General features: G+C 63.5%; 10 protein-coding genes. 6 read left to right on the forward strand and 4 right to left on the reverse strand.

What is annotated here, in order from left to right; translation table 11 throughout:
• Window positions 1–32: 32 nt before the first annotated feature.
• Complete coding sequence (gene carA / locus ABEI27_RS11830; RefSeq protein WP_375799608.1) at window positions 33–1,100, reverse strand: glutamine-hydrolyzing carbamoyl-phosphate synthase small subunit; 1,068 nt, start codon at window positions 1,098–1,100, stop codon at window positions 33–35.
• Window positions 1,101–1,197: 97 nt separating this feature from the next.
• On the opposite strand from carA, the gene ABEI27_RS11835 reads away from it, so the two are divergent.
• Window positions 1,198–1,620 carry an Lrp/AsnC family transcriptional regulator gene (locus ABEI27_RS11835; protein WP_375799609.1) on the forward strand — a complete coding sequence of 141 codons (423 nt, stop codon included), beginning with the start codon at window positions 1,198–1,200 and terminating at the stop codon, window positions 1,618–1,620.
• A 101-nt stretch (window positions 1,621–1,721) separates the two neighbouring features.
• Window positions 1,722–1,931, forward strand: a complete 210-nt coding sequence (locus tag ABEI27_RS11840) for a 30S ribosomal protein S17e (RefSeq protein WP_375799610.1) — start codon at window positions 1,722–1,724, stop codon at window positions 1,929–1,931.
• A gap of 57 nt (window positions 1,932–1,988) precedes the next feature.
• Here the strand turns inward: ABEI27_RS11840 and ABEI27_RS11845 are convergent, their stop codons facing one another.
• A complete protein-coding gene (locus ABEI27_RS11845; RefSeq protein WP_375799611.1) occupies window positions 1,989–2,267 on the reverse strand; it encodes an acc operon protein in 279 nt (92 codons plus the stop codon).
• Window positions 2,268–2,273: 6 nt separating this feature from the next.
• Entirely contained in the window at window positions 2,274–3,818 is a 1,545-nt protein-coding gene (locus ABEI27_RS11850; RefSeq protein WP_375799612.1) for an acyl-CoA carboxylase subunit beta, read from the reverse strand.
• A 168-nt stretch (window positions 3,819–3,986) separates the two neighbouring features.
• Here ABEI27_RS11850 and ABEI27_RS11855 point away from each other — a divergent pair, with 168 nt between their 5' ends.
• On the forward strand, window positions 3,987–4,190 hold the full coding sequence (locus ABEI27_RS11855; protein WP_375799613.1) for an HVO_0649 family zinc finger protein: 204 nt from the start codon (window positions 3,987–3,989) through the stop codon (window positions 4,188–4,190).
• A 36-nt stretch (window positions 4,191–4,226) separates the two neighbouring features.
• Here ABEI27_RS11855 and ABEI27_RS11860 read toward each other — a convergent pair whose 3' ends face one another.
• The gene (locus ABEI27_RS11860) at window positions 4,227–5,660 is read right to left on the reverse strand and encodes a sodium-dependent transporter (protein WP_375799614.1); all 1,434 of its coding nucleotides are present in this window, start codon (window positions 5,658–5,660) and stop codon (window positions 4,227–4,229) included.
• 169 nt (window positions 5,661–5,829) lie between these two features.
• On the opposite strand from ABEI27_RS11860, the gene ABEI27_RS11865 reads away from it, so the two are divergent.
• The 3 genes from ABEI27_RS11865 to ABEI27_RS11875 all read left to right on the forward strand — a co-directional run bounded on the left by ABEI27_RS11865 (window position 5,830) and on the right by ABEI27_RS11875 (window position 15,633).
• Entirely contained in the window at window positions 5,830–6,483 is a 654-nt protein-coding gene (locus tag ABEI27_RS11865) for a potassium channel family protein (RefSeq protein WP_375799615.1), read from the forward strand.
• A 617-nt stretch (window positions 6,484–7,100) separates the two neighbouring features.
• Window positions 7,101–12,890 carry a PAS domain S-box protein gene (locus ABEI27_RS11870; RefSeq protein WP_375799616.1) on the forward strand — a complete coding sequence of 1,930 codons (5,790 nt, stop codon included), beginning with the start codon at window positions 7,101–7,103 and terminating at the stop codon, window positions 12,888–12,890.
• Between the two features lie 19 nt (window positions 12,891–12,909).
• A complete protein-coding gene (locus ABEI27_RS11875; protein ID WP_375799617.1) occupies window positions 12,910–15,633 on the forward strand; it encodes a helix-turn-helix domain-containing protein in 2,724 nt (907 codons plus the stop codon).
• Window positions 15,634–15,660: the final 27 nt, after the last annotated feature.

Raw genomic sequence — 15,660 nt, forward strand, 5'->3', positions numbered from 1 at the left:
AACAACAGAACGCAGTGTGTTGGAAAGCGGGGTCAGTCGTCGGCGACGGCGTGCGCGCTCGTATCGGTCATCGAGAGCACCTTGTCGAAGAAGCCGAGTGAGTCGTGGGGACCGGGGTGAGCCTCGGGGTGGTACTGACGGGTGATGACGTCGAGTTCCTCGTTAGCGAGTCCCTCGGCGGTCCCGTCGTTGACGTTCACCTGTTTCACGTGCAGTTCGTCGCCGGGTTCGCCGACAGTGTAGCCGTGGTTCTGGGTGGTCATAACGACCTGTCCGGACTCGAGGTCGCGGACGGGCTGGTTGACGCCGCGGTGGCCGAAGTCCATCTTCTCGGTGGTGCCGCCGAGCGCGCGAGCGACGACCTGCTGCCCGAGACAGATCCCGGCGATCGGAATCTCGCCGGCGTACTCCCCGACGAGCGTCTCGGCGGCCTCGAAGTTCGCCGGGTCGCCGGGGCCGTTGGAGATGAAGAGCAGTTCGGGGTCGAGACCGGCGAGTTCTCCGGGCGTGGTATCGTACGGAAGCACGTGGACAGCGGCGTCGCGCTCGACGAGCGATTCGACGATCGACATCTTCGCGCCACAGTCGATGAGCGCGACGTCGACGTTTCCGCCGTCGCCGTAGGTGGTATGCTCGACGGTGGTGACGCGCTTGCCGATGTCGACGTGCTCGCTCATCCCTTTGCACTGTTCGAGTTCGGCCCGCGCATCCGCGGGAGTGACGTCGTCGCCGACCGCGAGACCGCATTTCATCGCACCCTCCTCCCGGATGGAGGTGACGAGTTCGCGGCTGTCGATGTGGTCGATCGCGGGGACGTTCTCCGATTCGAGCCACTCGGCGACGTCCTCGGTGAACTCGTGAGCGATTGCCGCACGCGGGTGGACGCGATCGGACTCGAATCGGTCCTCACGGACGCCGTAGTTACCGATGAGCGGGTAGGAGAACGTCAGGACCTGCTCCTCGTAAGAGGGGTCCGTCAGGCTCTCCTCGTAGCCCGTGTACGCAGTCGTGAACACTAATTCGCCGCGGGTCCGTCCTGGAGCACGACCGCGAGCCTCGATCACGCGGCCGTCTTCCAGGGCCAGATAGGCGTCCGACATTACGAGAAATGGATGTCATCTGGGGGTATAAGTGTTGCTTTCGTAGTTGAGTTACGAAATTCGTAATCGGTAAGCCATCCCGATTCGTTGGCTTCGTATGGACGACCTCGACCGACAGATCCTGGATATTCTTCGCCGAGACTCCCGGACCCCCTACACGGAGATCGCCTCGCGGGTCGGCACGTCCGAGGGGACCGTGCGCAACCGCGTCGAGCGCCTGATGGACGACGGGATCATCGAGCGCTTCACCGTCTCCACGCGCACGGGAAACATCAAGGCGATGATCGAGATCTCGGTGAAAGTCGACGTCGACACCACCGAGATCACCGACCAGATGGTCGAGTGGGACCAGGTCGACTTCGTCTGGCAGGTCTCCGGCGAGGAGGACGTCGTTCTCGTCGTCGACGCCGCCGACACGCAGTCGGTCAATACCCTCATTACTCGCGCGCGTGAACTGAACGAGGTGAAAAACACCAAAACGCGACTCATCCTGGACGAGCAACTGGGCCGCTCGCCGTAAGGCGCGCTGCGACTGTGGTGACCCCGCGACGACGCTCACGCCCGGCAGCGTCTGCGACCCGGAACGAATCGTTTTAGTGCGACGCTGGCGGAATGAGGGGTATGGCGATCAAACCCAAGTACGTCAAGCAGCTCGGGAAGCTCCTGTTGGAAAAGTATCCCGAGGCGTTCAACACGGACTTCGAGACGAACAAAGAGAGCGTCTCGCAACTCACGAACGTCGAATCGAAAGGCGTCCGCAATCGGATCGCGGGCTACATCACCCGGAAGCAGGGCGGCTCGGATCCCTCTTCATCCTCGGCCTCGGCGTAATTCCTCTCTGTAGATCTGTTCTCGAAGACCCCGCGTCGACAGCGGCGGGACCTGTCGTCAGAAGCGGTCTGTCCGTCCCGCGGCACGCCAGCCGTCACGGGGCGCACCGTCGGGGACGCGGTGGATGCGGCGCCCGCTTGTCACGTCGACGCGCCCGGCGAACGTCCACTTTAGGCCCTCCCACGTCGGCTCCGACGTGGCCGCCGCCGCTGCCGCAGCAGCGGCGACCCGCTCACCGTCGGACACGTGCGCCGCGATGGCGGCGGCGATGGCGGCGGCCTCCTCGTCGGTGGCGTCGTCGGGGATCGACAGCGACCCCCCGTGTGCGTCGTCCATCGGCGCTCAGATCGGGAGGTTTCCGTGTTTCTTCTCTGGGAGCGAGTCGCGCTTCGAATGGAGCAGTTCGAGGTCCGAAACGAGTCGCGAGCGCGTCTCCGGCGGCTCGATCACGGCGTCGATGAAGCCGCGGTCGGCGGCGGTGTAGGGGTTCGCAAACTCCTCGCGGTACTCCTCGATGAGTTCCTCGCGCCGCGCATCCGGGTCTTCGGCCGCCGCGAGTTCGTCGCCGTAGAGGATGTTGACCGCGCCCTTCGGACCCATCACCGCGATCTCGGCGGTCGGCCAGGCGTAGTTGACGTCGGCACCGAGATGCTTCGAGGCCATCACGTCGTACGCGCCGCCGTAGGCCTTTCGCGTGATCACGGTGAGAAGTGGCACTGTCGCCTCGGAGTAGGCGTACAGCAACTTCGCGCCGTGGCGGATGATGCCGTTGTGCTCCTGGTCGGTGCCGGGGAGAAAGCCCGGAACGTCGACGAAGGTGACGATCGGCACGTTGAACGCGTCGCAGGTGCGGACGAACCGCGAGGCCTTCTCGGAGGCCTCGATGTCGAGCGTGCCGGCGTTGACGCGAGGTTGGTTCGCGACGACGCCGATGGCGTGCCCATCGAGTCGAGCGAACCCGACGACGACGTTCTTCGCGAAGTCCTCGTGGACCTCGAAGAACGAGCCCTCGTCGAGGACGCCGCCGATCACGTCGTGCATATCGTAGGGCTTGCGTGGCTCGTCGGGAACGACGGTGTTCAGCGACTCGTCGGCGCGCTCGGGGTCGTCCCACGGCTCGGCCCGCGGCGGGTCCTCGACGTTGTTCGGCGGGAGATACGAGAGCAGTTGTCGGATGTCGTCGAGCGCGTCCTCCTCGGAGTCGCAGGCGAAGTGAGCGACGCCGGAGGTCGAAGCGTGCGTGACCGCGCCGCCGAGTTCCTCGAAACTGACTTCCTCGCCGGTGACAGTCTTGATCACGTCCGGCCCGGTGATGAACATATGGCTGGTGTCTTTCACCATAAACGTGAAATCGGTGAGCGCGGGGGAGTAGACCGCGCCGCCGGCGCAGGGGCCCATAATCGCCGAGATCTGCGGGACGACGCCGGACGCCTCGGTGTTCCGGCGGAATATCTCGCCGAAGCCCGCGAGCGACTGGACGCCCTCTTGAATCCGCGCGCCCGCGGAGTCGTTGAGGCCGACGACCGGCGCGCCGACTTCCACGGCCGTGTCCATCACTTTCGTGATCTTCTCTGCGAGCACTTCGCCGAGAGAGCCGCCGAAGACGGTGAAGTCGTGGGCGAAGACGAACGTCTTGCGCCCGTTGACCTCCCCGTAGCCCGTCACGACACCGTCGCCGGGGAGTTGTGTCTCCTCCATCCCGAAGTTGTGGCTCCGGTGCGTCCGGAGTTGGTCGAGTTCGTTGAACGTCCCGTCGTCGAGGAAGTACTCGATCCGTTCGCGGGCGGTCAGTTTTCCCTTCGCGTGTTGGGCCTCGATCCGCTCCTCGCCGCCGCCTTTCAGCGCGCGCTCGCGCTTCTCGCGTAGCTCCTCGATTCGGTCCTCCATCGTCACGTCGGACCACCTCCGATCATCGTCACGTACGTACCGACGGGAGGCAAAAGGGTTTCCGCAATCCGATACACAGGGGTTCGTCGAACGTCGAAACTTCCCGCGGTAGGGTGGATGAACGTTCGTGATAATTTATATACGGTGATGGCGTGCTAGTCAGGTGTAATGTCGGGCGCAGATCAATCACCCTTCGAACGGCTTCGGACACGCTACAGCGACGACAACCTCGTCTGCCCGAAGTGCGGCTACGACGACGCCGACGGCGAGTGGCAGGCGGTCACGACGGGCGGTGTCGTCGAATACCGGCACGTCTGTCCGGGGTGTGGGTCGATCCGCCGGCGGACCATCTCGCTCGACGACGTGGAGTAAGCGGGTCGATATCCTCGGGAGCGGGAGCGCCCCGGTTCAGACCAGCGCTCGCTCCGTTCTGAGCCCCGCGACGGCCGCCGTGCCCACGAGGACGGCGACGAGTACCGTCGGCCAGAAGCCGAGACTGGCGCTGACGCCGAACGTCGTGAGCAGCGTGAAGACCAGGAATACCGGGAGGACGACACCGATACCGAGGAGCCACGGCGTTGCGATGGCCGCACTCAGGTCGCCGCCGCCGGCGCGAAGTTCTGCGAGGGCGTCGGTACCCATCACCCACCCGACGAAGAGCAGCACCGCCGCGAGGCCGGCCGTGAGAAGCGCGTCCACGAGTGACCCGGCGACGAAGCCGAACACCGTCGTGCCCCAGAGAGTTGGGTTGATCGCGCAGAGTCCGCCGGTGACGACGACGCCGAGCGTGACGAGCGCCACGGCGCGCCGGCGGGCGAGGCTGTACTCATCGACGAGAAAGGAAACGGGAATTTCGAGCATACTGATCGACGAGGAGAGTGCCGCGAGCACTACGACGCCGAAGAACGTCGTCGCGATCAGCGCGCCGCCGGGGAGTTGGGCGAACGCGCCCGCGAGTCCGACGAACAGCGCACCGGGGCCGGGCGCCGTCTGTGTCGGGTCGACGCCGAGCGAGAACAGCAGCGGGAACACGACGAGTCCCGCGAGAACGCCGACCAGCGTATTGAGAATCGCGATCACCGTCGCATCGAAGGGAAGCGAACGGTCCTCGTCGATGTACGAGGCGTAGGTGATCATCGTCCCCGCGCCGAGCGAGAGCGTAAAGAGCGCCTGCCCGGCGGCTGGCCCGAGAACGTCGAAGACGTTCGCCCGGATCGTGTCGATGTCGAAACTGAGGTAGAACGCGTAGGCCTCAGCCGCGCCCGACCGTGCGCCCGCCCAGACGGCGAGGCCGATCAGAAGCACGAGGACGGCCGGCATCATCACCTTCGTCCCGAGTTCGATCCCGCGGCGGACGCCGCCGAAGACGACGAGCGCGGTGAGGGCTAAAAAGAGCAGGTGGAACCCCAGGGCGTCGAGGCCGGCCGCGACGCCACCGAAGTACCGGCCCGGCGCAGCGAAGTACGCCGGTCGCGCGCCGACGAGTCCCAGCGCGCTCTCGCCGAAGTACCGGAGAATCCACCCGCCGACGACGCTGTAGAAGGAGATCAACGCGACAGCCGTACCGACGTAGAAGACGCCCCACAGACCCCAGATCCGGGACCCCGAGAGGGCCCGAAGCGCCCCGACGGGGCTCTGGTTGCTGCGGCGTCCGATCACGAACTCGGCGAGCAGACCGGGAACGCCGACAAGGAGTACGATACCGAGATACACGGCGAGAAACGCACTGCCGCCGTTCTCCGCGGTCACCCACGGGAATCGCCAGATGTTCCCGAGACCGACCGCAGAGCCCGCGGCGGCGAGGATGAAGCCCACACGCGTCGCCCAGGTCTCACGTGCCATTGCGTCTCAGTCGCGTGTAATCGAGTAAGTGGCTTTCGGACCGCTCATCTCCCGGACGAAGGACAGAACGGACGTTCCTGATGGATCCACCCGGTCGCTACCGACGGAAGTATGAAAGCCAGAAATAGGCCTGACTGAGTTTTATATATCGATACCATAATGAACGAATATGACTGAAACGGGTCACATCGTGATCGCGGGAAGCGGCCGAGTCGGGCATCGCGTGGCACAGCACTTCGCCGATCGGGGCCGAGCGGTGACTGTCATCGATCCCGAACCGGACGAGGCAGTCGAGGAGAACGACATCGAGGTGCTGGAGGGCGACGCGACGAAGCCGTCGGTGCTCGAGTCGGCGATCACCGACCACACGGACGTCGTGGGTGCGCTGACTGACAAGGAGGACACGAACCTCGTCGTCTGTATGGCCGCGAAACGGTACGACCCGGACATCCGGACCGTCGCGCGGACCGAGGATCGAGCCGGCGACGAGTACGAGGCGTACGTGGATAAGATCTACTTCCCCGAGCGCGCCAGCATCCGTGCGGGCGTCAACGCGCTCGCCGGAAGCGACGTCCGCACGATCGAGGAGGTCACCGGGCAACTGGAGGTGCTCGACATTCGGGTCGGCTACGGCGCGCCGGCCGCGGGCGAAGTGGTGGCGGACACGCTCCCCGAGGGCACCGTCGTCATCGCCGAATCCGGCGGTCACGTGGCCGTGCAGCACTCGACGAAACTGGTCGAGGGGCGGCGGTATCTCGTCGCGGCCGACCGGGACGTCGTCGGCGAGGTGCTCGAACAGTTCCGCGGCGAAGAACCCGTATAGCGGGACGAGCGCATCAGCAGGGTCCTGCAGAGAGGTCACGCGGGCCGACGGACACTGATACGGTACCGGCGCTTGTTCGGGACTGCGAGAGCGGCGGCTGTCACCGATCTGTCGTTCGATCAGATGATTTCGGGCGATCGAACGACGACCCGCGAAGGCGACCGCACGTAACGGCGATCGCTGCGGGAATCGCTCTCGCTGGCCCGGAGATACCGTAGTATAACGGGTGTCACACTCAGAATACCGAAATACTCGCTGATACCGATACTTATTGGTGTCTCTTAGCTATGCCCGATCAAAATAGGTATAAAAATCTTACAGTTGGTCTCTGTACCGTGCATATCCCGAACACAGTATAGCAGTTATCTCACAGATGTACGAAGCAGACGAAATGCGGCACGCGAGGCGGGACGGAAGCGGTGGGTTGAACGAGCGACGTGATGTCGAACACGCGACGATCTTCTCGGCATCCCGAGACGAGAGCACGGAAGCAGTCTGTGAGGCGGGGGGCGCAATGAACTATCATCAGGACAATCGTCATTCGACGGACGGGGCACTAATCAGGGGAACAGCGGGGAACGCGATATGTATTAATCACTCGGGGGCGTCGTCGTAGTATGCATACGACACACTCTTCCACCGGCCCCGACGACGGTGGTGATCCCTTCGCGCTCTCGGTTGGGCTCCACGCGTTCAGTTCGGTTCAGGCGGCCGTCGATCACACGGTTACGAGCACGGAGAAGATGTTCGAGGGAGCGGTAGTGACGGTGTGGGAGTACGAGCCCGAAGCCAAGACACTGAGACGGGTCGGCGACCCGTCCGGCAAGCCGACTGTTCGAAAGCTTCCGGACCCGTCGCTCAAACAGTTACTGGAGGCGAGAAACGACAGTGAAGCCACATCGGGGGCACCGGCCGACTCGATAGCGATCGATAGTCCGGACGATGGATTCGAGAGCGCGATTCACGTCCCGGTCGGCACTCGTCGGGTGCTAACTGTCGGAGCGATAGACGAGGGGGTCTTCGACGAGCGCAGCCGGAGCGAACTCGAGCGGGTTGCAGCGGCACTGGAAGCGGCGCTCAATCGGATCGACCGGCAACAGGAACCGGATCCAACGAGCGACCTCCGCGGAGCGGTGTTCGACGCGTCACAGCGAGCCATCTTCGTGAGCGACGCCGACGGAACACTCGTCGATCTAAACCGCGCTGCCACCGAACTCGTCGAAATCGAGCACGGAGACGACCTCACGACGTTGTCGGAGTTGGCACCTGACGACGGGGAGAAACTCCGCGACCACCTCGAAACCGTTCGGGCCGGTGCCTCGGAGTCGCTCGTCACCACGCTGCAGTGGGATGCTGAAACGGCCGCCGAAGTCGAGCTCACGAGCCACCCAATCGAAGTCGACGGCTCGCCGTGCGTGTACACGATCGTACGTGGTCGTCTCACGGAGGTGCCGCAGGTCGAACTGGGTACGGCGAGGGACGCTGAGCCGACCGACACGGCCGCACTCACCCGTCTGCACGAGTCGGCAGTCTCCGACGACGACTTCGGGACGACGGTCGACCGGGTACTCTCACTCGGTTGTGAATACCTCGGCCTCGAGACCGGCGTTCTCTCCGCTGTCGAAGACACTGATTACGAATTCGAGAACGTCGTCGACGCCACCGGGAACTACGAGAGCGGCACGGTCGTCGACCGCAGCGAGATGCTGTGTGACGTACTGCTGCGTCGGGGCCTCAGGGGGACGCTGGGGTTCGCCGACATCGACGGCACCGAATTCCGGGACCATCCGGCCGCGGGTTCGACTGGCGCGTATCTGGCAGCCCCGGTCGTCGTCGATGGCGACGTTCGTGGGACGGTACACTTCTCGAGTCCGATAGCGCGCGAGGAACCGTTTGACACAGGCGAACTCAGGTTCATCAGACTCCTCGCACAGTGGCTCGGGAACGGACTCGAGCAGCGCAACCGGATCGAGGAGTTAGAGCGCTACGAAACCATTCTCGAGGCCGTCGACGATCCGGTGTACGCACTCGATCGAAAGGGGCAGTTCACGTTCGTCAACGACGCCGCAAAGCGCGAGTTCGGATACGGCGATGAGATGCTCGGCACGCACGTTTCCTCTGGGATGGCTGAAGAGGATATCGAGCGGGTCCGCGAGCATATCGAGGCTCTGCTCGCTACGGATGCACGCTCGCAGACGGCAGAGTTCGAACTCGAAACGGCCGACGGTGAACAGCGGGTCGTCGAGAATCGGCTCGCACTGATTGGCGACGAAGACTTCCGTGGCACGGCCGGCATACTTCGCGATATCACCGCTCGGAAGGCGCGGGAACGAGAGCTCGAATCGATCTACCGTGCTGTGGAAGAAGCCGCCGACGGCGTGGCGATTCTCGACGACGACGAGTACGTCTACATCGACCGGACCCACGTTGAGATGTACGGCTTCGACAGCAAAGACCAACTCCTGGGCAGCAGTTGGCGAGAACTGTACAGCGACGAGGAGATTGCTCGCTTGGAAAACGAAGCCTTCCCGGCGCTCGAATCCGACGGTCACTGGCGGGGGAAGGTCACGGGGTCTCGCCCGGACGGATCGACGTTCCCGGCCGAAATCTCTCTGACGATCATCGACGACGGCCGGCTCGTCTGCACGGTCCGCGACGAGACCGAGAAGCGACGGCGGCAGCGCGAACTCGCCCTGAAGAATCGGGCGATGGACGAAGCCAACGTCTCCATCCAGATTACCGACGCGACGCGCTCTGACAACCCGCTCGTGTACGTCAACGATGCGTTCGAGCGAATGACGGGGTACACTAAAGACGAGGCACTCGGCCGGAATCCACGGTTCCTGCAGGGAGAAAACACCGACCCGAGGAAGGTCGCACGACTCAGAGAAGCGATCAGTGCTGACAGACCGGTATCGGTCGAACTGCAGAACTATCGCAAGAACGGCACACCCTACTGGGCACGGATCTCGATCACGCCGGTCACTGACGAGAGCGGAACAGTGACGAATTACATCGGCATTCAGCAGGACGTTTCCGACCGAAAAGAGCGGAGCCAGTGGCTCAGCAGCTTCCTGAACGAGGGGCCGTTGATGTTCGTCGAGACACGTCAGGTCGACGGCGAGGCAATCGTCGAGACGTGCAACGATCGCATTCTCGACCGACTCGGGTACGACAGAGCGGAGGTGGAAGGCGAACCACTCGCGTCACTGTACACTGCGGAGTCGGTTACTGAACTCCGCGAGGGAGGCTACGAGGACGCGCTCTCGGGCGAGTTCGGGATGGACGAACGGACGCTCGTGGGCGCAGACGGCGAACGGATCCGTGCACTGCTGCGCGCAGTTCCCCAGCAGGAGGAGGTCGACGGGACGAGCGCGCTCTTCGTCGACATTACTGAGCGAAAGAAACGCGAGGAACAGCGAAAGGCGCGGGGAGACCTGTTAGAGCGGATCTATGAGGTGACGACCGATTCGGACAGTGAGTTCGAAGAGAAAATCTCCGGGTTGTTGGATGCCGGCAGAGAACACCTGGATCTGCCGTACGGATTCCTGACGAGGATCGAGCGAGCGGATAGAGAGACGGGGACGCAGGCAATCGTCGAGGCAGTCGGGTCCCACGAGTCACTCCAGGCGGGGGAATCGGCCCCGCTGTCGGACACGTACTGTCGCAAAACCATCAACGGCGAGGGGCCGCTGGTGGTCACGAACGCAGTCGAGGAGGGCTGGGAGACGGATCCGGCCTACGAAACCTTCGGTCTGGGCACGTACATCGGCAGTGATCTGACAGCGATCGACGATGTGGCCTGGACGCTGTGCTTCGCCGCAGACGAGCCACGGGCCGAGACGTTCAACGAGTTCGAGATGTCGCTCGTCAATCTGATCAGCAGGTGGGTCAGCTACGAGATCGAACGCAGATCGACCCACGAAGAACTCCGTGAGCAGCGAGAGCGTCTCGAGCTGACGCTGGAAGGAACGCGCACGGGAATCGCCGAGTGGGAGGTAGAGACAGGAGCAGTCACGTGGAACGAGACGCTCATCGACATTCTCGACCGGGACATCGAAACGTTCGAGCAGTTCGAGGCGGCGGTCCACCCGGATGACATCGGGGCCGTTCGCGCGGGACTGGCGGATACTCTCGAAAATGGTGGACCGTTGGTGAAGGAGTTCCGGATGTTCGATCGTGAGGGCAACGCCGTGTGGATTGAAGCGCGGGCTGTCGTCAATAATCGAGACAGCGACCAAACTCGTATCCTCGCTGTGGCGACGGACGTGACCGATCAGAAGAATCAAGAGCGCGAACGTAGACGCAACGAGCGGCAGTATCGCAGCCTCGCAGAGAACATCCCGAACGGTGCCGTCATCACGTTCAACGACGACCTCGAGTACGAACTGGCTGCCGGTGAACTCCTCTCGGAGTTCGAACTCGAACCGTCAGAGGTCGCCGGGACGAAAGTCGGGTCGGTGTTTCCCGAGATGAGAGACGAACTCGTTCCGCGGTTCCGGGCGGCGCTGGACGGCGAGCGAACGAACCAACGGGTCGAACTCGACGATCGAATCGTCCGACTCCAGATCGTTCCAGTCGAGCGCGGCGACGAGGAATCGATTGGCGCGTATGGCCAGTTGCTGGCACAGGACGTCACCGAGGAGGCACAACGCGAACAGGAACTGTTCGAAGAGCGCGAGCGGTTCCGACTGTTGACCGAGAACGTCAACGAGTACGCTTTCATCGTCGTTGGCGAGGACGGGGCGATCCAGACGTGGAATACGGGTGCAAAGAGCCTCTTCGGGTACGACTCGGAGGCGGCTGTCGGAATGTCGGTGGCCGAACTCCATCCGGAATCGGACCGCGAGTCGAAACGGCACGAACGGCTGCTACAGCAGGCGCGTATCGCTGGCGACAGCGCCGACGAGGGGTGGCGCATACGGGCCGACGGCTCGGAGTTCTACGCCGACGTTCAGTACACGTCGTTCGAAACTGACAGCGATGAGTTCCGCGGATACGCTATGATCGTCCGCGATATGACAGACAGACGACAGCAACGGCGACGGACCGAGCGGTTCGTCGCGGAGTCCGAGGACGTGGTGACGATCGTCGATACGGACGGTACGATCAGCTATGCGAGCGGGTCGGCTGAGGGCGTGCTCGGGTATGAACCCGAAGAGCTCGTCGGCACGAACCTCTTCGACCATCTTCACCCGGACCGGCGAGACGAGATAATGAAGCAGTTCTTCGCCGGAACCGACGATCCGGACGCCAGCATAGAGGCTGATTGTCGCTTCGAGTCGGGCGACGGCGAGTGGCTCGACGTCGAATCACGGTGTCGGAATATGCTGGACGACGACGCCGTCGGCGGGATGCTCCTGTATCTCCGCGATGTGACCGAGAGCAGAGAGCGCGCTCGGCGGTTCGAGGGCATCTTCAACCAGACGTTCCAGTTCACGGGGCTGCTCGAGCCCGACGGCACGATCCTCGAAGCGAACGACGCCGCGCTCGAATTCGGCGGATGGGGCCACGAGGACGTCGTCGGAGCGCAGTTCAGCGAACTGTCGTGGTGGACCCACTCCGAATCCGTCACCGACCAGATTCGTGACGCGATAGACAGAGCTGCAGGCGGGGAATTCGTTCGCTACGAGACGGAAATGCGCGGTGCCGACGGTCTTGTGACGGTCGACTTCTCGATGAAGCCGGTAACCAACAACCAGGGCGAGGTGGCACTGCTCGTCTTCGAGGGGCGGGACGTCTCGGCGTTCCGGCAGCAGCAGAAGCACCTCGAAGTGGTCCAACGCGTGATGCGTCACAATATGCGAAACGACCTGAACAAACTGCGGGGCTGGACGAAGGTGCTCCGTGACGAACCGGAGGACGAATCCCGAGAGAAGCACTTCGAGACGATCGAGGAGATTCTCGACAAATGGGGGGCGATGACGGAGAAAATCGCAGAGATTCGAGAGGTCCTGTCACGGAACGACCAACTGGGGACGACGAATGCAGCATCGCTCGTAGAGGATGTCGCTTCGACAGTCCGTGAGGAGGCTCCGGAGGCGACAATCGAGACGGTCGTCACCGACGATGAGGTGCACGCCGTTCCGGAGAAGCTACGCATAGCAGTACGTGAGTTGGTCGAGAATGCGGTTTCGGTCGACGCTGCAGTCGACGTTCGGGTCTCGGCGGTTGCAGACGAGTGGGTCGACTTCACGATCAGTGACGACGGGCCGGGGCTCCCCGAAATGGAAGCCGAGGTGCTCGAAACGGGCGAAGAGTCCCCGCTGAATCACGGACAGGGACTCGGACTCTGGATGGTCCGGATGATCGTCAAGCAGACGGGCGGCGAGGTGTCGGTCGACGTGACGTCCGAGGGGACGGCCGTCTCGCTCCGAGTACCTATTACGCAGCGGGCGGTAGCGTAACTATGGAGAGGGCAGAATCGTGAGCACGCCGGACGCGGACCGACCCAGTGTGCTCATCGTCGAGGACGACCGCAGTCTGGCTGATCTGTACGCAAGGTGGCTCGGACAGACGTATCGTACTGAGACGGCTTACAGCGGAACCGAGGCGCTCGAACTGATCGACGAGACAGTCGACGTCGTCCTGCTCGATCGTATGATGCCGGGGCTCACCGGCGGCGAGGTGCTGGCCGAGATTCGGGCCTCAGACGCCAGTCCGCGGGTGGTTGTCGTTTCGGCCGTCACCCCGGATCTCGACATCGTGTCGATGGGGTTCGACGCGTACCTCGAGAAGCCGGTCGACGCCGCGACGCTCGAAGAGATGGTGGAGCGGATGCTGACTCGGGCGGAGTACGACGAGAAACTCCGCGAACTCTTCTCGTTGATCGAGCGGCAGGACACCCTCGAAGCGGTGAAAGATCCCGAGGTGCTCGAAGGGAGCGAGGAGTACCGGGAACTGACAGAGCGACTCGAAGGCGCGCAGACCGACGTCGAATCGCTCCTGACGGATCTTCCGGACGACGACTTTCGGGTCGCCGTCGAGCGGTTGCAGCGGACTGCCGCAGAGCGGGTTGACGAGCGGCGATACCGCTCGCTCACCGACGACGTCCTCGACAGTTCGCGGGAAGCGACAATCGTCGTCGACGCCGACGGCACAATCGTGTGGGCGAACGAAGCGACGGAGACGCTGCTCGGAATGAATCGGGACGACGTGCGGGGACGTGAGTACAGCGCCGTCGCCGCAGAGCAGTACCAGGACATCCAGGTAGGAGAGGAGTCGCTCGCGTCGCTCGTCCAGGCTAACGTAGACCGTCACAGCGAGGAACTGGACACGATTGTGCAGTTACCGGCAACGAGCGACGCGGGAGCGCGGTGGCTCGATTACTGGAGCGGACCGATCGAAACCGGACTGTACGCGGGGGGATGGATCGAGCACTTCCACGACATCACCGACCGGTACACGCGCGAACAGCAACTCCGGAGCCTCCACCGCGCGACACGGGAGATGATAGCCGCAGAGAGCGAGGATGCAGTCGTCGAACAGGCGGTCTCGACGGCGACGAGCGATCTCGGATTCTCGTACGCAGGCATCTTCCGCAGAGCCGAGGACACGGGCGAACTCGTCCCACAGGCGGACAGACAGGTCGATCAGGGCAGCAGTATCGACCCGCCGACGATCTCCGGTGGGAGCGATCCGGTCTGGACCGTCTTCACCGATCAGGTCGACGTACTCGATCGCACGACGTATCGGTCGTCACACGTCCGAGAGACGTGGCTTGACGAGGTCTTCGACGACTGGCTGCTCTGCTCGCTCGCGCAGCAGGGCGTGTTCGTGCTGGCGACGACCGGAGAAGACCTCGCTGCTGCAGACTACGATCTCGCGAAGATCTGGGCGGCGAACACGCGTCAGTCGCTGGCGCGCCTCCAGCGCAACCGGGACCTCAAGCGGCGGGACCGGAAACTGAAACGGAAGAACGAGCGACTGTCCAGACTCGATCGGATCAATCAGTTGATCCGGTCGATCGGTCCGAGCGTCGTGAGCGCTGACAGTCGCGAGGAGATCGAGCGAATCGTGTGTCAGCGCCTGACGCGACTCGACCGCGTCGCCGGCGCGTGGTTCGCGGAAGTGGACGTCTCCACAGACCGGACGGTTCCACGGGCGTGGGCGGGCCGACTCGACGAGTATCTCTCGGGTCTGACAGACGACGCTACGGAAGGTGCCGACGGAGAGCCCGACACGCATCGGGGACCGGCGCGGCGGGCGTACGAGCGCGGCGCTTCGGTTCTCGTCGAGGATCTGCTCGACGTCGATGTCGACACGTGGTGGCGTGCTCGCGCACTGAATCGAGGGGTGCATACGATCGTTGCGGTCCCCATCAGATATCGGTCGAGTTCGGTGGGTGCCCTGGAGGTACACATCGATCGCCCACAGGGACTCCACACCGAGGAGGTCGAAGCGCTCGAAGAACTCGGTGTGACGATCGGTCACGCCATCGGAGCGATCCGGCAGCGAAACGCACTGCTGTCCGGCGGATCGGTCACGCTTGAGTTCCGAATCAGAACTGATCCGACGCTTTCACAACTGGCCAATCGCGTCTCGGGTCAACTCAGGATCAGGGACGTCTCGTACGGCTCCGATGGCGTGTGTACGGTGTTCGCGTACGCGGAGAACGATGGGGACGCCGAGGATGCGGGAGCCGGTCAGGCGACACTGCCCGAGCGCAGCGCGTCGATTCTCCGTGAGGGGAGCGTCTACCAGGTCGAGTTGGCGCACGATTCGCCGATTCCGCGGATGGTCGAACACGGCGCGACACTGACCGACGTCGAACTGCTCCCCGATTCAGGGGAAACAGCGGTTTCGGTGTCGCTCCCACACGACGTCGTCGTCCGGGACTATGTGGAGACGATCACTGGTATCGACGAACCCGTCGAACTGATTGCGAAGCGCGAGAACTCCGGGGACGGAGATTCGCTCCGCGGCACGATACGCCTCGGCGAGCGGTTGACTGATCGCCAACGCGAAGTGCTTCAGGTGGCGTTTCACGCGGGGTACTTCGATTGGCCTCGCCAGGTGAACGCCGAGACGGTCGCCGAGGCGATCGGGATCGCACAGTCCACGTTCAGCCAGCACCTCCGCGCCAGTGAATTGAAACTGCTGGAAGAACTCTTCGCCGGAGATACCGTACACAACCACGTCTCGCGTTGAGCGAGGCCACCTGCAGGCGCGTCCACC

The organism is Halobellus sp., from assembly GCF_042218505.1.
Taxonomy (GTDB): Archaea; Halobacteriota; Halobacteria; order Halobacteriales; family Haloferacaceae; genus Haloquadratum.

What these genes read in the sequence shown, in the direction of transcription:
- carA (WP_375799608.1), bottom strand. Translation starts at nt 1,100, where the DNA reads ATGTCGGACGCCTATCTGGCCCTGGAAGACGGCCGCGTGATCGAGGCT.
- ABEI27_RS11835 (WP_375799609.1), top strand. Translation starts at nt 1,198, where the DNA reads ATGGACGACCTCGACCGACAGATCCTGGATATTCTTCGCCGAGACTCC.
- ABEI27_RS11840 (WP_375799610.1), top strand. Translation starts at nt 1,722, where the DNA reads ATGGCGATCAAACCCAAGTACGTCAAGCAGCTCGGGAAGCTCCTGTTG.
- ABEI27_RS11845 (WP_375799611.1), bottom strand. Translation starts at nt 2,267, where the DNA reads ATGGACGACGCACACGGGGGGTCGCTGTCGATCCCCGACGACGCCACC.
- ABEI27_RS11850 (WP_375799612.1), bottom strand. Translation starts at nt 3,818, where the DNA reads ATGGAGGACCGAATCGAGGAGCTACGCGAGAAGCGCGAGCGCGCGCTG.
- ABEI27_RS11855 (WP_375799613.1), top strand. Translation starts at nt 3,987, where the DNA reads ATGTCGGGCGCAGATCAATCACCCTTCGAACGGCTTCGGACACGCTAC.
- ABEI27_RS11860 (WP_375799614.1), bottom strand. Translation starts at nt 5,660, where the DNA reads ATGGCACGTGAGACCTGGGCGACGCGTGTGGGCTTCATCCTCGCCGCC.
- ABEI27_RS11865 (WP_375799615.1), top strand. Translation starts at nt 5,830, where the DNA reads ATGACTGAAACGGGTCACATCGTGATCGCGGGAAGCGGCCGAGTCGGG.
- ABEI27_RS11870 (WP_375799616.1), top strand. Translation starts at nt 7,101, where the DNA reads ATGCATACGACACACTCTTCCACCGGCCCCGACGACGGTGGTGATCCC.